Source organism: Bradyrhizobium sp. (assembly GCF_049581145.1).
Classification (GTDB): Bacteria; Pseudomonadota; Alphaproteobacteria; order Rhizobiales; family Xanthobacteraceae; genus Bradyrhizobium.
Genome location: NZ_JBAURI010000914.1, coordinates 1 through 21353, shown reverse-complemented (window position 1 = coordinate 21353; position 21353 = coordinate 1). Strand labels below are relative to the sequence as shown.

Annotated in this window: 20 protein-coding genes and 1 pseudogene; 6 read left to right on the top strand and 15 right to left on the bottom strand. The window is 63.3% G+C overall.

The genetic code is table 11. The features are described 5' to 3' along the window. Positions 1-245: hypothetical protein (locus WCB02_RS30020; RefSeq protein WP_423963658.1), on the bottom strand; the 245-nt coding region annotated here is incomplete at its 3' end. On the opposite strand from WCB02_RS30020, the gene WCB02_RS30015 reads away from it, so the two are divergent. Next, a complete protein-coding gene (locus tag WCB02_RS30015) occupies positions 144-1385 on the top strand; it encodes a putative bifunctional diguanylate cyclase/phosphodiesterase (RefSeq protein ID WP_423963655.1) in 1242 nt (413 codons plus the stop codon). The genes WCB02_RS30020 and WCB02_RS30015 overlap by 102 nt on opposite strands. A gap of 57 nt (positions 1386-1442) precedes the next feature. Here WCB02_RS30015 and ppx read toward each other — a convergent pair whose 3' ends face one another. From ppx to WCB02_RS29995, 4 genes are all read right to left on the bottom strand, one after another. After that, positions 1443-2945: an exopolyphosphatase gene (gene ppx, locus WCB02_RS30010; RefSeq protein ID WP_423963649.1), complete on the bottom strand. Its 1503-nt coding sequence runs from the start codon at positions 2943-2945 to the stop codon at positions 1443-1445. A gap of 27 nt (positions 2946-2972) precedes the next feature. Then, positions 2973-5171, bottom strand: coding sequence for an RNA degradosome polyphosphate kinase (locus WCB02_RS30005; RefSeq protein ID WP_423963647.1), 2199 nt, complete (start codon positions 5169-5171; stop codon positions 2973-2975). A 124-nt stretch (positions 5172-5295) separates the two neighbouring features. Then, the gene (locus tag WCB02_RS30000) at positions 5296-5973 is read right to left on the bottom strand and encodes a chromosomal replication initiator DnaA (protein ID WP_423963644.1); all 678 of its coding nucleotides are present in this window, start codon (positions 5971-5973) and stop codon (positions 5296-5298) included. A 98-nt stretch (positions 5974-6071) separates the two neighbouring features. Continuing rightward, positions 6072-6620 (bottom strand): CDP-alcohol phosphatidyltransferase family protein, encoded by a 549-nt coding sequence (locus WCB02_RS29995; RefSeq protein ID WP_423963653.1) that lies wholly within the window; start codon positions 6618-6620, stop codon positions 6072-6074. Positions 6621-6784: 164 nt separating this feature from the next. Here WCB02_RS29995 and purM point away from each other — a divergent pair, with 164 nt between their 5' ends. Both purM and purN read left to right on the top strand, forming a co-directional pair. After that, positions 6785-7867 carry a phosphoribosylformylglycinamidine cyclo-ligase gene (purM, locus tag WCB02_RS29990; RefSeq protein ID WP_423963641.1) on the top strand — a complete coding sequence of 361 codons (1083 nt, stop codon included), beginning with the start codon at positions 6785-6787 and terminating at the stop codon, positions 7865-7867. Continuing rightward, the gene (purN, locus tag WCB02_RS29985) at positions 7864-8517 is read left to right on the top strand and encodes a phosphoribosylglycinamide formyltransferase (RefSeq protein ID WP_423963639.1); all 654 of its coding nucleotides are present in this window, start codon (positions 7864-7866) and stop codon (positions 8515-8517) included. The genes purM and purN overlap by 4 nt, the downstream gene beginning before the upstream one ends. A gap of 147 nt (positions 8518-8664) precedes the next feature. On the opposite strand, the gene WCB02_RS29980 is transcribed toward purN, so the two are convergent. Further along, positions 8665-8868 (bottom strand): cold-shock protein, encoded by a 204-nt coding sequence (locus WCB02_RS29980; RefSeq protein ID WP_423963637.1) that lies wholly within the window; start codon positions 8866-8868, stop codon positions 8665-8667. A 385-nt stretch (positions 8869-9253) separates the two neighbouring features. Between WCB02_RS29980 and WCB02_RS29975 the strand changes: the two genes are divergently transcribed. Further along, positions 9254-10414: an autotransporter outer membrane beta-barrel domain-containing protein gene (locus WCB02_RS29975; protein ID WP_423963635.1), complete on the top strand. Its 1161-nt coding sequence runs from the start codon at positions 9254-9256 to the stop codon at positions 10412-10414. A gap of 245 nt (positions 10415-10659) precedes the next feature. After that, positions 10660-10842 (top strand): hypothetical protein, encoded by a 183-nt coding sequence (locus WCB02_RS29970; RefSeq protein ID WP_423963632.1) that lies wholly within the window; start codon positions 10660-10662, stop codon positions 10840-10842. Between the two features lie 168 nt (positions 10843-11010). Here the strand turns inward: WCB02_RS29970 and WCB02_RS29965 are convergent, their stop codons facing one another. The 8 genes and pseudogenes from WCB02_RS29965 to WCB02_RS29930 form a co-directional block, all read right to left on the bottom strand. Further along, a complete protein-coding gene (locus tag WCB02_RS29965) occupies positions 11011-11376 on the bottom strand; it encodes a calcium-binding protein (RefSeq protein ID WP_423963629.1) in 366 nt (121 codons plus the stop codon). Between the two features lie 34 nt (positions 11377-11410). Continuing rightward, entirely contained in the window at positions 11411-11692 is a 282-nt protein-coding gene (locus tag WCB02_RS29960; RefSeq protein ID WP_423963627.1) for an addiction module antidote protein, read from the bottom strand. Positions 11693-11702: 10 nt separating this feature from the next. Continuing rightward, positions 11703-11994 (bottom strand): annotated as a pseudogene (locus WCB02_RS29955) (type II toxin-antitoxin system RelE/ParE family toxin). A gap of 248 nt (positions 11995-12242) precedes the next feature. Further along, the gene (locus WCB02_RS29950) at positions 12243-12431 is read right to left on the bottom strand and encodes a DUF4926 domain-containing protein (RefSeq protein WP_423963651.1); all 189 of its coding nucleotides are present in this window, start codon (positions 12429-12431) and stop codon (positions 12243-12245) included. A gap of 47 nt (positions 12432-12478) precedes the next feature. Continuing rightward, complete coding sequence (locus WCB02_RS29945) at positions 12479-12712, bottom strand: DUF6883 domain-containing protein (protein WP_423963625.1); 234 nt, start codon at positions 12710-12712, stop codon at positions 12479-12481. Between the two features lie 76 nt (positions 12713-12788). Further along, positions 12789-12980 (bottom strand): helix-turn-helix domain-containing protein, encoded by a 192-nt coding sequence (locus WCB02_RS29940; protein WP_423963622.1) that lies wholly within the window; start codon positions 12978-12980, stop codon positions 12789-12791. A 354-nt stretch (positions 12981-13334) separates the two neighbouring features. Further along, positions 13335-14483, bottom strand: coding sequence for a ribonuclease D (rnd, locus tag WCB02_RS29935; RefSeq protein WP_423963619.1), 1149 nt, complete (start codon positions 14481-14483; stop codon positions 13335-13337). A 430-nt stretch (positions 14484-14913) separates the two neighbouring features. Beyond that, positions 14914-16392, bottom strand: a complete 1479-nt coding sequence (locus WCB02_RS29930; RefSeq protein WP_423963617.1) for a protein adenylyltransferase SelO — start codon at positions 16390-16392, stop codon at positions 14914-14916. Positions 16393-16550: 158 nt separating this feature from the next. Here WCB02_RS29930 and aspS point away from each other — a divergent pair, with 158 nt between their 5' ends. Beyond that, complete coding sequence (aspS, locus tag WCB02_RS29925) at positions 16551-18422, top strand: aspartate--tRNA ligase (RefSeq protein WP_423963614.1); 1872 nt, start codon at positions 16551-16553, stop codon at positions 18420-18422. 55 nt (positions 18423-18477) lie between these two features. On the opposite strand, the gene WCB02_RS29920 is transcribed toward aspS, so the two are convergent. Next, entirely contained in the window at positions 18478-20898 is a 2421-nt protein-coding gene (locus WCB02_RS29920; RefSeq protein WP_423963610.1) for a mechanosensitive ion channel domain-containing protein, read from the bottom strand. Between the last annotated feature and the right edge of the window lie 455 nt (positions 20899-21353).

Sequence of the window (21353 nt, the reverse complement as noted above, 5' to 3'; positions counted from 1 at the left end):
CCTATGATGAGGCCGAACGCGACCGCCGGCAGGCGGAACAATCGATCAAGCTCTTGGCCGAACAGCTTCATGAAGCCAAGGCAAGGGCGGTGCGCCTTGATCCTCTGACCGATCTGCCCAACCGTTTCGCCTTCAGCGAACGTCTGGCCCAGGCGATCGACGATGCCGATGCCAGCCAGTCCCAATTTTCCATCCTCTGCATCGATTTCGATCGCTTCAAGGAAGTCAACGAGGTGTTTGGGCATGGTGTTGCCGACCGGCTGTTGCAGAAGCTCGCCAGCCGGCTGAAGGTGGCGTCGGGAGATGCCTTCCTCGCGCGTCTTGGCGGCGACGACTTTAATATCCTAGTCTCCGCCGGCAAGCAGCCGGCAGCGAGCGAAGAACTTGCCAAGCATATCCAGGAACTGGTGTTCGACGGCTTCAACATCGACGGCCACATCATCAAGACCGCGCTCAGCATCGGCATCGCCATCTATCCGCATGACGGCCCCGACGCGCAGACGCTGATGATCAACGCGGACGCCGCGCTGGCGCGCGCCAAGCGCGACGGTCGCGGCTCGCTGCGTTTCTTCGAAGCCGAGATGGACAAGCAGCAACGCGATCGGCTGGCGATGCAGCACGAGCTTGGCGCGTCGCTCGAACGCAACGAGCTCCGGCTGTTCTTTCAGCCTCAGGCGCGGATGGACGGCGAGATCACCGGTTTCGAGGCGCTGCTGCGCTGGGAACACAGCGTGCGTGGAAGGATCGCGCCGAACACCTTCATTCCGCTCGCCGAAGAGAACGGCATGATCATTCCGATCGGCGCCTGGGTCCTGAAGGAGGCGTGCCGCCAGGCCGCGACCTGGTCGAAGCCGCTCCTGGTCGCCGTCAATCTTTCTCCGGTGCAATTCCACTACAGCGATCTGCCGGCACTGGTTTTGTCGATTCTGCTGGAGACCGGGCTCCCTCCGCATCGGCTCGAGCTCGAGATCACCGAAGGCGTTCTGATGAACGATTTCGACCGCGCAATCAGCGTGCTGCGGCGGTTGAAGGCCTTGGGGGTGAGCATCGCCATGGACGATTTCGGCACCGGCTATTCGTCGTTGCGCTACATCCAGGCGTTTCCGTTCGACAAGCTCAAGGTCGACAAGAGCTTCGTCGATCAGCTGAATCAGAATTTGCAGTCGCAGGCCATCATCCGCGCCGTGGTTGGCCTTGCCCATGGGCTCGGCCTGCCGGTCGTGGCGGAGGGGGTGGAGACGCTGGACCAGCTCGAGTTCCTGAAGCGCGAACATTGTGACGAAGTCCAGGGCTATCTGATCGGCCGGCCCCAGCCGATCGAGCACTATGCGGACATTGTCGGAGTTCCCGAAGCCCTTCCGCGCAGCGTCGAAGCAGCGGGCTGACGGACCGGCTCGGCTCAGGCAATCCTGGCCTGCGGTTCGCGCGATATTGTCGCGGCACTATCGCAGGACAATGGAGCCAGAGCGACCGACCAGCCGGGCCAGTTGCTTGAAACGGCTGCCGACGCGATCGGCGACCAAATCGACCAGCCGGTGCTCGAACACGAGCATTAGATTGCGGTCGTGGCTGCGGAAATGGGTCGCGGGCAGCACGCCCGGCCGCGCCGCCGAGATCAGGTGAGCGACCCGGAACGCCGCGCCGAGCAAGCGGGCGCGTTCCAGCAGGTGCGGTGAAAGCTGCGCCTTGATGATCGCCGGCGGCTCGTTTTGTTCGCTCAAGCCGGCATAGCGGAAGAACACCGACAGCCCGACGAAGACCCGTTCCTGATGGGTGATCGCGCCGAAATTGCCGTTGATGATGAGTTCCAGCGTCTGCTCGCCGCGGTGGTCGGGATGGACCCGCCAGCCGATATCGGACAACAGGCACGCGGTGTGGCGAAGGCGGCGTTCTTCGTCGGTTTCGCGCAGGTGCACGACCCGGACCAGCCGGTCGGTCCACGCGATCAATTCCAGCGCATGACGCGCCGAGCGCGACAGCAGCTCGTTCAGGGTCTGCGCGGCGCTGATCAAGCCATCCTTGGCGCGTTCCGTTTCCGGCAGCTTGGAATAGAGCAGGCCCTCGCGCACGCCGAAGGTCGAAAACACGATGGTCTTCGGTCTTGCGACCCGGATGACATATTCGAGCACCAGCGCCGCATAGGCGAGCAGCGGCCGCCGCGCGTCGGCGATCGCCTCGATGTTGGCGAGCATGCCGGTCGCGGCAAGCCGCCTGAGCCGCCGCGCAAAATCCAGCGCGTCGGCGGCCGGTATGGAATAACCGTGCATCACCTTGATCGGATAGCCGCTCTGGATGATGTGGATGCGGGCGAGCGCGCGCCAGGTGCCGCCGACCGCGTAGAAGATGCGGCCGTGGCCGGCCCGGAGCCGATCGACCTTTTCGAGTTCGGTCTTGACGATGCGCTGGGCGCGCTTCAGCGACTTGTGCGCGAGGTCCTGCAGCGCCAGGCTGCCGAGCGGCAGCGTGACCCCGACGCGGACCAGGTTGCCGCGCACGTCGATCAATTCCAGCGAACCGCCGCCGAGATCGCCGACGATGCCGTCGGGCCTGTGCACCCCCGAGATCACGCCGAGCGCCGACAGTTTTGCCTCCATCGGACCCGAGAGGATCTCGATTTTGACCCCGCAGATGCGCTCGGCCTCGGTGATGAAATCGGGCCCATTGGTCGCATCGCGGCAGGCGGCGGTGGCGATCGCATAGACCCGGCCGACCCTCTGCACCTTGCACAGGGCGTGAAATCGCCTGAGCGAGGTCAACGCCTTTTCGACCGCATCAGGGGCGAGCAGGCCGGTGGTTTGCACCTCGCGGCCGAGGCCGCACAGCGTCTTTTCGTTGAACACGGAGATCAGGCTGCGCGCCGCCGCTTCGTAGACGACGAGACGAACCGAGTTCGATCCGATGTCGATGACCGCAACGCTGGATGCGCGATTGCGCGACCGTTTCACTGGAAAAATTCCCTGCGAGGGATCTTCCTACGAGGGATGCTGGCGTTCGGTCCGGCGCGTGAGGCGGCGCGGTGAAGATTCCTTGAGCGACTTGCCACGACCTGAGAGACTCGGATTCGTCATGAAGTAATTATGCAGGTTAAAAGGCTCCTCGCCCTTGGCGGCCTTCATACGCGTAGACGAACCATCCGGCAACAACTGCCAGCTCTGCTCATTGTCCTTCAGGTTCGCGACCATGATCTGTTCGAGAACCTGCTGATGAACCGTTGGATTTTGCAGCGGGCAAAGCACTTCGACGCGCCGGTCGAGGTTGCGCGGCATCATGTCGGCGGACGAGATATACACAGCTGCTTTGGCGCTGGGTAAGCCCTGACCCATGCCAAAACAGTAGATTCGGCCGTGCTCCAGGAAGCGGCCGATGATCGACTTGACCCGGATGTTCTCGGATAGGCCGGGCAGGCCGGGCCGCAGGCAGCAGATACCGCGGACCACGAGCTCGATCGAGACGCCGGCCTGCGAAGCCTGATAGAGCGCGTCGATGATATCAGGATCGACCAGCGAATTCATCTTCATCCAGATCGCGCCCGTCTTGCCGTGACGGGCGTGCTGGGTTTCGCCGTGGATATGCTCGATGATTCGCTTGCGCAGCGTCAGCGGCGACACCGCCATCTTCTCGATATCGATCGGCTCGGCATAGCCGGTGATGTAGTTGAATACCCGCGCTACGTCGCGCCCGATGATCGGATCCGAAGTGAAGTAGGACAGGTCGGTGTAGATGCGCGCGGTCACCGGATGATAATTGCCGGTGCCGGTATGCACGTAGGTGGTCAGACTGCCGCTTTCGCGCCGCACGATCAGCGAGAGTTTGGCATGGGTCTTCAGTTCGAGGAAGCCGTACACCACCTGGACGCCGGCGCGTTCGAGGTCACGCGCCCAGCGGATGTTGGCCTCCTCGTCGAAGCGCGCCTTCAGTTCGACCAGCGCGGTCACCGATTTTCCGGCTTCCGCCGCTTCCGCCAGCGCGCGGACGATCGGCGAGTTGTTGGAGGTGCGATAAAGCGTCTGCTTGACGGCCACGACGTCCGGATCGCGTGCGGCCTGCTGCAGGAATTGCACCACGACGTCGAATGATTCATAGGGGTGATGCACGATCAGGTCCTTCTGCCGGATCGCCGCGAAAATATCGCCGCCATGATCGCGGACGCGCTCGGGATGGCGCGGCACGTAGGGCACGAATTCAAGATCGGGCCGGTCGAGCCGCGTCAGCTGCGACAATTCGTTCATCGCCAACACGCCCTCGACCAGCAGGACCTCGTCATCGGTGGTCGACAGCGCGCGTTGCACGAAGGCGCGCAGCTCGTCGGGCATGGAGGCCTCGATCTCGAGCCTGATCACCGATCCCCGTCGCCGCCGCTTCAGCGCGGTCTCGAACAGCCGCACCAGGTCTTCCGCTTCCTCCTCGATTTCAAGCTCGGAGTCGCGGATGATGCGGAAGGCGCCCTGGCCGTTGACGTGGTAGCCGGGGAACAGCCGGCCGATGAACAGGCCGGTGGCCTGTTCCAGCGTGATCAGCCGGACCGAGCCATCCCTGCCGGCGGGCAGGCGGATGAAGCGATCGATCTTGCCGGGCATGCGGATCAAGGCGTTCATCGGCTTGCCGTCGGCGATTCGCGCAAGCTGCAGAGCCACGGTGAACCCGAGGCTCGGAATGAACGGGAAGGGATGGGCGGGATCGATCGCCAGCGGTGTCAGCAGCGGAAAGATGTTGTGGAGGAAATGATCCTCGATCCAGGCGCGTTCCGTCTTGGTAACGTCGCGGCCGTCGATCAGGACGATCCCGACCCCGGCCAGGATGCCGCGCAGATCGCGCCAGATCGCCTGTTGGTCGATAGCGAGCTGGGACACGGTCTTGTTGATCAGGACCAGCTGCTCGGCGGGTGTCATCCCGTCCGGGCTGCGCTCCGTGATGCCCTCACGGACCTGCGCCTTGATACCGGCGACGCGGACCATGAAGAACTCGTCCAGATTATTGGCCGAAATCGACAGAAACCGGACCCGCTCGAGGACGGGGTGGCCCGGATTGACCGATTCCTCCAGCACGCGGCGATTGAAGTGCAGCCAGGACAGCTCGCGATTGATGAAGCGTTCCGGACTGTCGGCGATCGAGGCAGCAGACTCAGCATCCGAACTTTTGTCTTCGAGTACAATGAGTTGCTGAGGTTCCATGAGAATCGGGTCCATCTTTCAGCCGCCACTTGACGGCATTCGATCCGACGCGCCAACGAAATATGTCATCGGGGTGGCGTTTGCCATGATCATCCCCCTGCCGGCGGCGTCAAGGCGGGACCGATCACGCTTTGCGCAGCAACTCGGCGGCCAAAGCCCGGGTTACCGGCCGGCCCAGCCGCAGCGCCTCGGTATCGAGCAGTGCGACCGCCTGCCGGGCAGCGGCATAGGAGCGCTCGATCCGTGTCGCGAGATAGCTGACGACCGATTCGTCGATTCCGAGCTGACGATCCGCGCAGAATTTCACGATCAGCGCACGGAACAGCTGATCGTCAGGCGGCTGCAGCGACACCACCGGCAACGCGCGCAGCCGCGAGCGCAAGTCGCGCAGCTCGATCTGGAGCGCCGAGGGCGGCACGCGCGCGGTGATCAGGACGTAGGCCTGGTCTTCCCGCGCGAGGTTCAAAAGATGGAACAGGGCTCGTTCATCGACATCGCCAGATCGGAAATCTTCCACCACCAGCGCGCCGGTGGCGAGCTCCGCCGGCACATCGGCCGTGGTCAGGTTATGCGCGCTGGTGCAGCGCGCGCCGGATTGTTCGGCCCAGATCGCGGCAAGATGGCTCTTGCCCGAGCCTTCGGGGCCGACCAGCAGCATGACCGGGCTCGGCCATTCCGGCCACGCATCGACCAGCGCCGCGCCCGCTGCATTGGCCGGCCCTTCGAGAAAATTGTCCCGCGTCAGGCTCTCCGCATGCGGCAGCGCGAATGCCAATTGACGGGGATGAACGCGGCCTGCCAATGCCTCAAGCTCCAAGGTGACGTCCGGAAGCACAACTTCGAGAAGTGCAACTTCGTGCCGGAATGATCGACGCCCCGCGATTCAGTGGGCTTCGCGATTCACTTGGCATCGATCGTGTTCATGTGCCGCACCCACTCCACCAGATAGAGCGATACGGACGAAAGGGTAAAGACGGTGACCATGCCCATCAGAATCCGATCATAGGGCAGCGCATTGAAGCCGAAGGTGAGAGACGCGAGCACCAATGCCGCGAACGCCACCTGCGCCACGGTATTGAGCTTCGAGACCATCAGCGGCTTCATCGCAACCGGCTTGTCGAACAACCATGACACAATCACGGCCGACACGATCATGATATCGCGCGACACCACCAGGATCACGATCCAGCGCGGGATGGCGCCCCAGATCCCGAGCGCAATATAGATCGAAACCAGCAGCGCCTTGTCGGCCAGCGGGTCGAGCATCGCCCCCAATTCGCTTGTGAGGTGAAAGCGCTTGGCAAGAAAGCCGTCGACCGCATCGCTGACGCCGGCGATAATGAAGATGGCAAACGCAACCTCCATCTCGCTGGAGGCGATGGCCCAGACGATGATCGGCACCAACAGGATCCGCCCGAGCGTAATCAGATTTGGCAGGCTATGTGGCATACTCACGCGGCGCTTTCCGGCTACCGGTTTGATTTAGCGCAGAATTCAGCTCTCTGCCGGCTGAACCGGTCGTTATCTACATAGGATGTGCAGGCGCCGCTTGCGAGCCATTGCACGGCGACGGAATCCGACGTAACCAGCCGGCATTATTCATGGAAATGAGCATGGCCGAGCGCAGCAACGGGCTCACTTACGCCGATTCGGGCGTCGATATCGATGCCGGCAATCGTCTGGTCGATCTCATCAAGCCGATGGTTCGCGCTACCGCGCGCGCGGGCGCCGACCCTGAACTGGGCGGTTTCGGCGGGCTGTTCGACCTGAAAGCCGCGGGCTTTCGCGATCCCGTTCTGGTCGCCGCGACCGACGGCGTCGGCACCAAGCTCAAGATCGCGATCGAGACCGGCCTGCACGGTGGCATCGGCATCGACCTGGTCGCGATGTCGGTCAATGATCTCGTGGTGCAGGGCGCCGAACCGCTGTTCTTTCTCGATTATTTCGCCTGCGGCAAGCTCGACCCGGAAGCGGCCGCAGCGATCGTCGCAGGCATAGCCGAGGGCTGCCGCCAATCCGGCTGCGCGCTGATCGGCGGCGAGACGGCGGAGATGCCCGGGCTCTACAAGGACGGCGACTATGATCTCGCGGGCTTTGCCGTCGGCGCGGCCGAGCGCGGCACGTTGTTGCCGCGCCCCGATATCGCGGAAGGCGACATCGTCATCGGGCTTGCATCCTCGGGCGTTCACTCCAACGGGTTTTCGCTGGTGCGCAAGATCGTCGAGCGGTCCGGCGTAGGCCTCGAGGCACCGGCGCCGTTTTCCCCGGTCATGACGCTCGGCGCCGCGCTGCTGACGCCGACGCGGCTCTACATCAAATCCTGCCTGCGCGCGATTCGCCAATCCGGCGCGGTGAAGGGCCTCGCGCACATCACCGGCGGCGGCTTCACCGACAATATTCCGCGCATCCTGCCCGGACATCTCGGGGTCGGCATCGACCTTGCGCGCCTCCCGGTGCTGCCGGTGTTCAAGTGGCTCGCGGAGCAGGGCGGCATCGCCGAGCTCGAACTGCTGCGTACGTTCAATTGCGGCATCGGCATGGTCGCGATCATCAAGCCGGACGCGATCGAACAGGTGACCGGCGTGCTCGCCGAAAATGGCGAGCACGCCGTCCTGCTCGGTGAAGTGATCCCGGCCGTGGACGCTGCGCGCGTCGTCTATCACGGTCATCTCGATCTGGCAGGGTCCAGCGCGTGAAACGCCGCGTCGCCATCCTGATTTCCGGACGCGGATCGAACATGGCCGCGCTGATCAAGGCCGCAGCGCTTGAGGATTATCCTGCGAAAATCGCGCTCGTCATTTCCAACCGGGCCGATGCGGCGGGACTCGAGAAAGCTGCGACCGGCGGAATCGCGACCGTCCTCGTGGAGAGCAGGCCGTTCGGCAAGGACCGCGCGGCGTTCGAAGCGGAGTTGCAGCGCGTGCTGGATCAGCATGGCATCGAGCTGATCTGCCTCGCGGGCTTCATGCGGCTGTTCACGGCCGGCTTCGTGCAGCGTTGGCATGGCCGGATGCTCAATATCCATCCCTCGCTGTTGCCCTCGTTTCCCGGCCTCGACCCCCACGGCCAGGCGCTGCGCGCCGGCGTGAAGATCTCCGGCGCCACCGTTCATTTCGTGATTCCCGAGACCGACGCGGGACCGATCCTGATGCAGGGCGCGGTCGCCGTCAGCGATCACGACACTGAGGAGACGCTCGCCGAACGCGTTCTGGAGGTCGAGCACCGCATCTATCCCGACGCGCTGCGGCTGTTGGCCGAGGGCGGGGTGCGGCTGGAGGACGGCGTCTGCAAGACCGCAACCGGCGCTGGCTCAGGCAACTTCCTGATTTCGCCGCTGGCCGGTTAGAGCATGATCCGGACGAGTGGATACCGGTTTTCGCTCGCGACAAACGCGGGACGCGTTTGCGCGGAGATCATGCCCAAACAAAGAGTCCAATAAAATCCCCCGGCGCAGGCCGGGGGTGCAATCGCGATGGTTGGGCGCTGCTCGAAGTTAGGAGACCTTCAGGTTTTCCGCGGAAGCCTTGCCGCGATTCTCCACGAGGTCATACTCCACGACCTGATTTTCATTGAGGGTCGAGAGTCCGGCACGCTCGACGGCGGAGATATGGACGAAGACGTCCTTATCGCCGACCGACGGCTTGATGAACCCATAACCCTTGGTCTGGTTGAACCACTTGACGGTACCCTTCGGCATCGCCTGTCTCCTGATCTGGACGTAAAAAAAGACGCGGCGACGCGAAGTGCGTCCCACGCCACAAACGGGCTTCCGGTAATCTGTTCATTGTCCGAGTCTTGGATATCAAGGTCGCGAAACGCACAGTCGACGGCCAAAATCCGATTGTAACGAGATTGCAACACGAAATCGGGGTATTAGCAAGCTTCTGCTGCGGCTCAGGAATTGCTTGAAGCGGCGAATCGCCACAAATCGGCCTGTGGCCGTGCGGGCACGATGTCCGCCAAACACCCTTTGCTGACCGCCAAGACCGATTGACCCTCCCTGGGAACTGGGAGCAAATCAGCTCCGGCCAATCAATTTTTAGTATTCAATCGAGCTGGCGCTCCTTTTTGGAATGGCGTTGATGTGCTGCTCATCGCGGCCTTGTCGGATCGGGAAATGTGCGGTTGGCCGCCGGCTCTCGATCGCCCTTGCAATCGCCTTCGCTATTGTCTCGATCGGCGCTGGCATGCCGTCTTGTGCCTATGCGCAACGCGCGCCCGGACCTTCTCGCTCGCCGCAGCCAACTCCTTCACCCACGCCGACCCCTGTTCCGACCCCGAACCAGATCAATGCCGATCTGTCGTCGGGCACCGAGGTTCTCAATCTCGGCAGCAACTTTCTGGAGCGGCTGGGCTCCCAGGCGACCGGCGGCTTCGGCGCCGCATTGCGCAGCAACCCCGAAGGCGGCGGCGCGTCCGAGAGTGCAGAGGCGCCGCGCTACCGGACCTGGGGCGAACTCTACGGCATCTCGGCGACCACCGGCCAGCAGGGCGAATTTGCCGGCGACAGCCGCCGAACCGTTGGTGGTCTTGCGGGCTTCGGGGCAGGGGTCGCGCCCGGGGTCAATGTCGGTTTTTCAGTAGACCAGAGCCATACCGCCATCGATGTGCCGCTGGCGCTGCAATCGGCGACGCTCGATCTCACCCAGCTCGGCTTCAACGCCTCGGTCGACAAAGGCCCATGGACCTGGGCGGTCGCGCTGGTGCATGGCTTCGGCAATGTCGGGTCAAGCCGCGATACCGGGATGGGTTTTGCCGACGCGAGCTACAACGCAAGGCTCGACGGCGTCTTGACCGAACTCAGCTACTACTGGAACATGCAGCAGAGCCGCATCGTGCCGAAGCTCGGTCTCGAATATGTCCACGCGTCCACTGGCGCGTTTCAGGAAACAGGCGGTCTCGATCCGCTTTCGGCGAGCGGGGCGATGCTGGAGCGCGCGCGCCTCCTGATCGGCGCGGAAATCGGGCATGACTGGGTTTTCGATTCGAAAATTCTCGACCTGTCAGCCTACGGCAAATTTGTCGATAATTTTTCGCAGAATGTCTCGTCCGTGGTCGTCAGTCTCGGTCCGCAGAGCATTGCCGTACAGGGCATCGGCGAAAGCCAGTATGGCGCCGACGCCGGCGCATCAGCCTCGCTCAGTCTGACCAACGCTGCGCGACTCTATCTCAACTATGACGGCAAATTTCGCTCCGCGCTACAGTCGCACCAAGGTACGTTGGGCGTCGAGTTCAAATGGTAGGTGGCGGAGGCTGGAACCATCCTTTGATGGCCGGAGCGGCGCCGGCCTTCGCCGCAAGCCTTTGTGTCACGGCTCGTGATCAATGATTCATTAATCGATGTGATAATTGATCGCGTGTGCGGCGACGTTAAAAGCACGGCGACGCTAAAAGGCGCATCAAGCCGCACTGGCAGAAGCCGGCGGATGAACACTGGCTCTGCGCCGCTTCCACCAAAACCCGAGCCAAACCCCGGTATGAGTCAAAAATGGCAACGCGCGAGGACGAACTCAGGGAGTTGTCGGCGAGCCTTTCGACGGCGATTGCCAAAGCGCGCAGGCTCAATCTGCCGACCAGCGCCTATATCCTGTCGATGGCGCTGGTCGAGGTGTCACGGGCGCTGACGGATCTTGCGGACCACCAGGACGACGGCGAGCAGTCGCGCGGGTAGAGAGCGTGATACAGGGTCTCCCGGGTTCGAATCATGTCAGGCGCGCCACTCTACGCCAGAGTACGCTGCGCTCGCCGATCTTTGTCCGGGTGCAAGCAAATCAGCTCGATCATCCTCCGCTTGCCGCCGCTACCGGTGCCGCCCCGTCAATGGGGCTGCCAGCGCCGTTCATATCTCGTAGCCGCGATCGACCCAATAGAGCCAATCGCCGACGGCCTCCTGGGTTTCCTGATCTTTCGACAAGGGCTGCAGTTGTCCTAACGGGACCGCAATTCGCTCGCCAGCACGCTCGACCCAAACAAACATTTCGCTGTCGCATTCCTCTTCCGGCGCCATGCCGATGACTTCAATCGCTTCCTTGACCCTTAGAACCGAGATGGGCCGAGCCAACCTGCAACGCGCTTTGAAGGGAAACTTGATCTTTCCATCGAGATAGTAATACCACCCCATCGCGCGTTCGCTGGAATCGTAGGCGTCAACGACAGCTTCCATGGAAATTCGTTGCTCGCGAGTTTCGTCCTTTGCTCGTGCCATTGCTCCTGCTCATCCTTCGCGTCGTGGCCAAGCCTCAGACGGCCACGGAGAGCCGGAGCCCGAGAGCCTTCAGGACACGGGCGACGGTCGTGAACTCCGGATTGCCGTCCGGCGAGAGCGCCTTGTAGAGATTTGCGCGGCCGAGACCGGCAGCCTGTGCAATCTCGGTCATCCCCTTGGCGCGCGCGATGTCGCCGAGCGCCGCCTTCAGCAGCTCCGGGTCGCCATCCTCCAGAACGGCGTCGAGATAGGCCGCAATGTCCTCCTTGGTCTCTAGGGTGTCGGCGGCATCCCAGCGGGTCGTTTTGCGGGCCATGGCGTTACCTTTAGCTCTCCTGTGCCAGTTCGAGGGCGCGCGCGATATCACGATCCTGAGTTCGCTTGTCACCGCCACAAAGCAGTATGACCACCGCGTCTCCGCGCCGGACGAAATACACCCGGTAGCCAGGACCGTAGTCGATCCGCATCTCCGACACTCCGCTTCCCCACCGGCTTCACGTCGCCAGGATTGCCGAGCGAGAGGCGGCGGATGCGAGTGGTGATGCGGGCGCGCGCTTGGCGATCCGACAGGCCGGCGAACCAAGCCGAAAACACTTCGGTTTGCCGTACCTCTACCATCGCGAATTGTCTCTTATGGATGACAGCATGTCAAGCTTCCACTATGCTCGGCGACGGAGTTACGAGTTCGGAGCGTAACGCAAAGTCGCAGGCTAGCGCAGATTCGCCGATTGATGCGCGCGCCGGGGTGCTGCATCATAGCGCCACGGCGAAGCAATAGTGCCCATCTTCGTCGGCCGTGGCGCGCCACTTCGCCAGAGCACACTATGGCTTCGGGGAAGGTTCGTTTCTGCGCTACGGCTCGATGATCAGGCCGCCTCCGGAACGCAGTGCAGGACGAGCAGATCCTCCTGCCGACAGGGTGCGACCGCGTAAGCGCAACCTTGATCGTCGCTGAACTCCACGAGCAGTGTCTGGCCATCGAGTTGCTCGACGATCGTCCCGACCTGCCCGCGTGCGAGGCGTTGCGCCGGTTGGTCGGTTAGCAACGCCACCACGTCCAATAGGGACGGCCCTCGATCCTATGCGTTTTGTTCCGCCAGCATCACAGCACCCAACAGCTGACGAACCTCGGCGCGCTATCGCCGGTTCGTATGATCCAGATCGTCCTTACCACGGCATCCTTCCCATGTCGCCTGACAGTCGCGTCGAGGCGCCATTGGATGCCCCAAGCATCAGCGGCCAGTTGGAAGGCTTCGCTGGAGCCAGCGGCTTCAACCAGAGCATCGCGCAGCCACGATGCGTCGGTCCGCTGAAGACCGAGTGCCTCACGGAACACCCGGGCCTTGTGCCGGCCTCGTGGGTGCGATGGGTCAAGGCAATAATCCTCGATCTTGCGAAAGGCGTTGTCGCTGCTACGCAGCCGACCTACGCCCGCGCGTTCGCGGCGGTGTGATCATGGCTTCCGCCGGAATGTCCCACTCGCGATGCAGCTTCCAGGCCATTCTCATCGTGAGCGGGCGCCTACTGTTCAGAATGTCAGACGCGCGTTGGCGCGAACCAAGCAGGCGCCCAAGATCGGCCTGCGTATAGCCGCCCGTCTCCATGCGGTAACGAATCGCATCTAAAGTGTCGGGCGACTCGATCGGCCACCGCTTACGCTCATAGTCCTCGATGATCAGTGCGAGGAGATCGAAGCGGTCGGCTTCAGGCGTTCCCGGCCTGGGTTCGGTTTCGAAGTATCGTTCGATCTCGTCCAGTGCCGCGTCATAGTCGGCTTCGGCTTCGGGCGTTCCCCGATAGCGACGGTCTCGTCTGCCTCCGACCGGGCAACCGCAGCGTTGCCGGCGGCGCCGGCGCCCCCATCTTCATCGACCGAGGCGCCGCGATGCAGTCGAGAGCTCCCCGCCCGCGCAGATAAGGCGCCGCGCGTTATATGGCAACTTCAACGGAATCGATCACTATTCGCGGTCGACCCTGACCACGCGGCCGCGTTCGATGGCGAGCGCCAGCCGGCCGTGCTTCAGCGCGAGCGCGGCCTCGCCGAACAGCTCGCGGCGCCAGCCGTGCAGGGCCGCGACATCGGCATTGTCGTCGGCGGCAATCTGCTCGAGATCGTCGACGGTGGCGATCACCTTGCTGGCGACCGCGTGACGCTCCGACGTCATCCGCAACAGGACTTTCAGGAGCTCCACGATGGCTGCGCCATTGGAATTGTTGCGCGGCTTTTCCAGCTTCGGCAGGCTCGAGAGGTCCCGAGCCAGTCCGCGCTGCACGGCGGCCACGATGTCACCGCCCCATTTCGAGCGCTCAAAACCCTTCGGCAGCGAGCGTAGATTGCCGAGCTTCTCCACACTGGTCGGCGCGTGGGTGGCGATGTCGCCGACCGTGTCGTCCTTCAGCACGCGGCTGCGCGGAACATCGCGGCTCTGCGCTTCCTGTTCGCGCCAGGCCGCGATTTCGATCAGCACCGCCAGTTCCTTCGGCTTGCGCACCCGCGTCTTCAGCCGCTCCCAGGCGCGCTCGGGATGGAAGTCGTAGGTCCTGGGCGAGGTCAGGACCTCCATCTCCTCGCTCACCCAGTCATTGCGGCCGCGCTTCTTGAGATCGGCATCGAGCGCCGCGAATACGTCACGCAAATGGGTGACATCCGAGACCGCGTAGTGGATCTGTTCCTCGGTCAACGGCCGCCGTGACCAGTCGGTGAAGCGGTGAGTTTTGTCCGGCCGATGGCCGGTGATGCGCTCCACCAGCTGGTCGTAGGCGATGGAGTCGCCGTAGCCGAGTACCATGGCGGCGACCTGGGTGTCGAAGATCGGGTGCGGCACGATTCCGGCCTGGTGCCAGACGATCTCGATGTCCTGGCGGGCGGCGTGGAACACTTTGAGGACCTTCTCGTCCGCCATCAGCGTGAAGAACGGCTTGAGGTCGATATCCTTGGCGAGCGTATCCACCACGACCGCCTCTTCCGGGCTTGCCATCTGCACTACGCAGAGCAGCGGGTAATAGGTGGTCTCGCGCAGGAACTCGGTATCGACGGTGATGACCGGATGTCGGCCGAGGCGCGCGCAAGTGGCGGTGAGTTCCGAGGTGGTGGTGATCACATTCATGTCACAGGCCTGCGGCCGAAAGCGCTGTTATGTCAAGGGGCTTGGGCCGGATTCATGGCCTGCATTTCAACCGGGCCGCGATGCCCGGCGAGCAAGTCTCTGCCCAATTGTCGGACCGTCAGGGGCTCTGCGAAGCTTCAACGATCCCGGTCGCGCCGCGAAACCTGCGGCAACGACGGTAACGCAATCACCACAAAGCAGAGCGCGATCATCATCAGTCCCATGTATTCGAAAGCCAAGGCGTCCACGGCAATATCCCCAAATTAAAAGAACCAGATGTGTCGGAGCATATTGATCCGTGCTTAATTTGCGGCGCCCGGCTGCTTCAATGGTGGACGGCAGGTTAACGAGCCATGGTTTTTCTGAGCGCGATCCCCGCGCAAATGCTTCGCGTTCTCGCCAAGTGCGGGGCAGACTTTTCCGGATGATGCTAGGTGCCGCAAAACGTCTGGCACACCCGCTCATGTGGTTCGGGCGGGTCGGCATAGGCGGCGAATGCCGGCTGGTCCTCGAACGGCTTTGTCAGCACCGCAACGAGCTCCTCGAACGGGGCGTAATCGTCGTTCGACATGGCGGCCTGAATCACGGCTTCGACCCGGTGGTTGCGCGGAATGAAGGCGGGGTTGACCGCACGCATCGCGATCTGCCGCTCGGCGGCCGATTGCGGTTCTTCAGCCAGCCGCTGCCGCCAGCGCAGCGCCCATTCGTCGAAAGCGACCGGCTCGGCGAACAGCTGCCGGACATTGCTGTCATCGGCCGTGTCGCCTGCGGCGTCGCTCAGGCGGCGGAAGGTGAGGGTGAAGTCGGCATGGCCCTTGGCCATCGTATCGAGCAAGGCCTGCGCCAGTAATTGATCGTCGTCGCGCTCGCTGAACAGGCCGAGCTTTTTTCGTAAGCCCTCCTTGTAGGCGCCGTTGAATTCATCCGAGAAGGTTGCGAGCGTGTCCTGCGCCTCAGCGACCGCCTTGTCCTGGTCGTCGGCCAACAGCGGCAGCAGGCATTCCGCAAGCCGGGTCAGATTCCACAGCGCGATGCGCGGCTGGTGGGCGTAGCGGTAGCGGCCCATTTCGTCGATCGAGCTGAACACCGTCGATGGGTCGTAATCGTCCATGAATGCGCAGGGACCGTAGTCGATGGTCTCGCCCGAGATCGAGGTATTGTCGGTGTTCATGACGCCGTGGATGAAGCCGATCAAGAGCCAGCGCGCGACCAGACGAGCCTGGCGCGCGGTCACGGCGGCCAGCAGCGCGTGATACGGGCGCTCGGCACCGGAGAGTTCCGGATAGTGCCTGGCGATGACGTGATCGGCGAGTTGCCGCACCGCGTCGGTATCGCCGCGCGCACCAAAGTATTGGAAGGTGCCGACGCGGATATGGCTCGACGCGACGCGGGTCAGGACCGCGCCGGGCAGCATCGTCTCTCGCATCACGCTCTCGCCAGTGATGGTTGCGGCAAGCGAGCGGGTGGTCGGAATGCCCAGCGCGAACATCGCCTCGCTGACGATATATTCGCGGAGCACCGGTCCGAGCGCCGCGCGGCCGTCGCCACGGCGCGAGAACGGGGTTGGGCCTGAGCCCTTGAGCTGGATGTCGCGGCGGACACCGTCCTGGTCGATCACTTCGCCGAGCAGGATGGCGCGGCCGTCGCCGAGTTGCGGCACGAAATTGCCGAACTGGTGGCCGGCATAGGCCATCGCGATCGGATCAGCGCCGCCAGGCAGCGTCTTGCCGGCGAGGATTTCGGCGCCTTCCGGGCTGTCGAGCCGATCAGGATCGAGGCCGAGCTGGAGCGCCAGCGGCCGGTTGAGCTTGATCAGCCGGGGCGAGGCCACCGGCGTCGGCGCGACGCGAGCGAAAAAGTTCGAAGGCAGCGCCGCATAGGTGTTCTGGAACGGGAAATGCAGGGTCATAACCATAAGATAGGCGCGGCAGTCGGCTTTTTCGAGCCCAAACAAGCGCCGCATCCGGTTGCCGCGCCACACAGCCTCGGGTAAACCCAGCCAGCGCCGGACTGGCCCTGAAGGGCCGCCCGCGATTCGATCCTCCGACATCTGTTTTTGGGACTGCCATGCATCGTTACCGGACCCATACCTGCGGCGCGCTCCGCGAGAGCGACATCGGCGAGACCGTCCGGCTGTCGGGCTGGTGCCATCGCATCCGCGACCATGGCGGGGTGCTGTTCGTCGACCTGCGCGACCATTATGGCATCACCCAATGCGTGGTCGATCCGGATTCGCCGTCATTCAAGGACGCCGAAAAACTGCGCTCGGAATGGGTGGTGCGGATGGAGGGCAAGGTGCGCCGCCGCCCTGATGGTACCGACAATGAGGATCTGCCGACCGGCATGGTCGAGCTCTATGTGCGCGACATCGAGGTGCTGGGACCCGCCGGCGAACTGCCGCTGCCGGTGTTCGGCGAGCAGGAATATCCTGAAGATATCAGGCTGAAATACCGCTTCCTCGATCTGCGCCGCGAGAAGCTGCACCAGAACATCATGACCCGCGGCGCGATCGTCGATTCCATGCGCAGGCGCATGAAGGAGCAGGGCTTTTTCGAGTTCCAGACCCCGATCCTGACCGCCTCCTCGCCCGAGGGCGCGCGCGACTTCCTGGTGCCGTCGCGGATTCATCCGGGCAAATTCTACGCCCTGCCGCAGGCGCCGCAGCAGTACAAGCAACTCTTGATGATGAGTGGCTTCGACCGCTATTTCCAGATCGCGCCGTGTTTCCGCGACGAGGACCCGCGCGCCGACCGGCTGCCGGGCGAGTTCTATCAGCTCGACGTCGAGATGAGCTTCGTCACCCAGGACGATGTGTTCGCGGCGATGGAGCCGGTGATCACGGGCGTGTTCGAGGATTTTGCCAAGGGCAAGCCGGTCACCAAGGGCTGGCCGCGGATTCCGTTTGCCGAAGCGCTGCGCAAATATGGCAGTGACAAGCCCGACCTGCGCAACCCGATCGTGATGCAGGAGGTCTCCGAGCATTTCCGCGGCTCCGGCTTCAAGGTGTTCGCGCGCATGCTGGAAGACCCCAAGAACCAAGTCTGGGCGATCCCGGGCAAGGGCGGCGGCAGCCGCGCCTTCTGCGACCGCATGAACTCCTGGGCGCAGGGCGAAGGCCAGCCGGGCTTGGGCTACATCATGTGGCGAGGAGCCGAAGGCACGCTGGATTTGTCAAAAGCGGACGAGAAGGCCACGGCTGAAAAGGCTACTGCGCTAGCTAAGGAGAGGAAGGTCATTGATGCCATTAAGACCCTTCAGGGCGCGGGTCCCCTCGCGAACAACATCGGCCCGGATCGAACCGATGCCATTCGCAAACAGCTCGGCTTGAAGGAGGGCGATGCCGCTTTCTTCGTCGCCGGCGATCCCGACAAATTCTGGAAGTTCGCAGGCCTTGCCCGCACCAAGCTCGGCGAGGAATTGAACCTGATCGACAAGGACCGCTTCGAGCTGGCCTGGATCGTCGACTTCCCAATGTACGAGTACAACGAGGAGGACAAGAAGGTCGACTTCTCGCACAACCCGTTCTCGATGCCGCAGGGCGGCCTCGAGGCGTTGCTGACGAACGATCCTTTGACCATCAAGGCGTTCCAGTACGACATCGCCTGCAACGGCTATGAGATCGCCTCCGGCGGCGTTCGCAACCACGTGCCGGAAGCGATGGTGAAGGCGTTCGAGATCGCGGGCTATGGCGAAAAGGAGGTCGTCGAGCGTTTCGGCGGCATGTACCGTGCGTTCCAGTACGGCGCCCCGCCGCATGGCGGCATGGCGGCCGGCCTCGACCGCATCGTCATGCTGCTCTGCGGCACCACCAATTTGCGCGAGATCTCGCTGTTCCCGATGAACCAGCAAGCCATGGACCTGCTGATGGGCGCGCCATCGGAGGCATCGACCAAGCAGTTGCGCGAGCTGCACATCCGCGTCAATCTGCCGAACAAGTAGGTCGGCAGCCGCTTCGCTCCGCCGATCTACTGCGGCTGGCCGCTATTTGCGCGGCCTAGCCGGCCGCGCGTCGCGGCATCGGCTCCGGCACGGCATCGGCTGGCGCCGCAGTCTGCATTAGAATGGTCTGACCTGAGGATGCGATTTCGATTCCACATTCCTGGAATCGTCGCTTCATGCGGCGATTGAATTCGCGCTGCACCGGCCAGCGACCGCCGTCGGTGCAGCGAATCTGGCCGACGATCGACGCCATCGCGCCGTCCACCTTGTCGATGCCCCATAATTCGAGATCGCCGCGGATCGCCTGCCGGTATTCGGTCTCCCCGCGCATTTCGGCGACGATATCCTTGAGGATCTGGCCGGCGCGATCGGTGTCCTCCTTGTAGGACACGTTGACGCTGACGGCCGCGTTGCCGACACCGCGGCTCGAATTGGTGATCGTGGTCACGGCGCTGAAAGGCACGATGTGCACCGAGCCGTCGCCGGCCCGCAAACGAAGGGTCCGGATCGAGACATTCTCGACCACCCCTGACAGCCCGGACAGGCTGACATTGTCGCCGACCTGGACGGCATTTTCCAGGAGCAGAAACAGCCCGGTAATGAGGTCCTGCACCAGTTTCTGCGAGCCGAAGCCGATGGCGATGCCGACGATCCCGGCGCCGGCCAAGAGCGGCGCGACGTTGACGCCGATTTCGCTCAGCGCCGTCAGGCCGACCACCGTGATGATCAGGCACAATAGCGCCGTTCGCAGCATCGGCTGAAAGGTCCGCAGCCGGGCGGCGCGCGCGAAGTGACCGTCGCGCGACAGCACATTGATCTGGCGATCCATCAGCGCATTGCTGGCCTCCCAGATCGCTGCCGCCGCAATCGCGGCGATTGCGATCGTCATGACCGCCGACAGCAACCGGCTGCCGATCTGGCCACCGTAAAACCAGACGACGGCGTCCACACCCCAGACTTCAAGCAGTGCGACGAACCCGATGAAGGCGATGACCGCCGAGACAATTTTGCGCAGCAGCGGTAGATAACGATTGGCGCGGGTCTCCAAGCCGGGAAAGCGCTGCAGGATGTCGGGGCCGACCCGGAACCCGCGATCAATCAGGCTCAGCACCACGATGGTGGCGAGACGCGCGATCAGGACGACCACGACGGTGCCGATGAAATACTGCAGCAGCAGCGCGTAGCCGTTGCGGATGTTCAGCGCCCACACCGCCCACAGCGCGAGGTCCAGGGTGATCGCAAGATAGTGCCATAGGCCGGCGACGCGATTGCGCACCACGGCCGCTGCGCCCTGGCGACCAAACGGCGGGCGAATGGCGTCGGCGACCTGGCGGCGGCACTGCAAAATGATGACGACAATGAAGAGATGCACGATCAGCATGACCAGGCGCAGCAATCCCGCGTAGCCGCCGCGATGCAGTCCCAACAGCAGCGCCACATTCGCAAAGGCGATGCCCGATACGGCGACGGTGACGATGCGGCGCGCCCAGATCTCGATATAGGCAGCGGTCTCGGCGCGAACGCGAAACAGGCCGAACGGCCCGGCCAGCGCCCGCACCACACAGATCAGCCCGCGCGACAGCGCATAGGCATTCACCACCGCCAGGATCACGAGCCGGCTGTTCGGGAGCTCGCCGATCCCGGTGCCCAACAGCATCGTGGCGACGCCGACGAAAACCAGCACCGGCAGCAGCTCGAGCGCGAGACGTCCCATCACCAACGGCAGCCTGACCAGCGATTGCCAGGCACGCGCCAGGCTGAGACGTCGCCGCCGCAATTCGCCCTCCACGGCGACATTCGCCGCCGAGCTTGGCAGATCGATCGTCGCCATCGTCTGCGCCGATTCACGTTCCGTTTGCGGCAGGCGCGCTTCCAAAAACGCCGCCGGTCGCTTGATCACGCGGAAGATCAACCATTCGGCGGCCAAGCAGCAGCCGAACACCAGTGCCAGTTTCCAGGCGACATCGAGCAACTGATCATAGGCAGAAGGATCGTTGGCCGTTCGCACGATCCAGTAGTAGAACGCCGGAAAGTGCGTCAACGTTCGCGCGATGCCGGCGATCTCGTGCGAGATTTCGCCGACCTGCTCGGATACGGTCAGCAGCAGTTCGGCGCCGAGGCTGTCCGCCGTGAGGGGAATCCCCGAGTCCGGTTCGGGCGCGGGTGAGGTTGCCTGTGCCGGCGGTGAGGCATTGGCGATCGTGCGCAGTGTATCGATCATCTGCGCACGCTTGGTATCGTCCTGAAGCGTATCGAGCGCCCGCTTCGCCTGGTCGGGCGTCAGGGCGTCGGCGTTGTTGGTGGCTGGGGCGGCTGTCGTGGGTGCTGCTGTCTTGAACTCGGCCGGGTTGGGCGCGGCAGTCTTGGGCGCGGCGCCGGTCTGAGCAGACGCGGGGAAGGCGAACAACACGCATGCGAGCAGGATCGGCGGGACAAATCTGTGCAACACGAAGGTCTCTTTGCTGAGGTCCAGCACCGGCAAAACCGGAACTCGGTATTCGCTGTGCGCGAAGGGGTCATGTCGGGCCCCTTTCGCCGCTTTCATGTGTCGAAAGTTTGCAATCGCAGCGGCGTTCTCTTGGCATTTGCCGCATTGCAGCTCGCAGGGCGGATCGTGATCCGAAGGACGTCATTCGAAGGGCCATCGACAGGCGCCGTCGGCGCGAACAACGCGTCCGGCCGAGGTCTCGGCAAAATGGGACGCGAAGGGCAGGATGCTGTCTTCGTAGATTCCATGGTCAGGCTTGGGGCGTCCTTCCGCCGAGCAGACGTATTCGTGGCCAAAGGCGGCAAAAAACCCAGGTGCGTTTGGACCAGAATAGCGCTTCCGATTTTCAGAAATTGTTCTTGACGCCCACCCCAAATCACCTGCATATTGCCGCCATCCAGTTCCACAGAGGGGCGTTCCGGATCGTCCAGAGACGCGGGGCA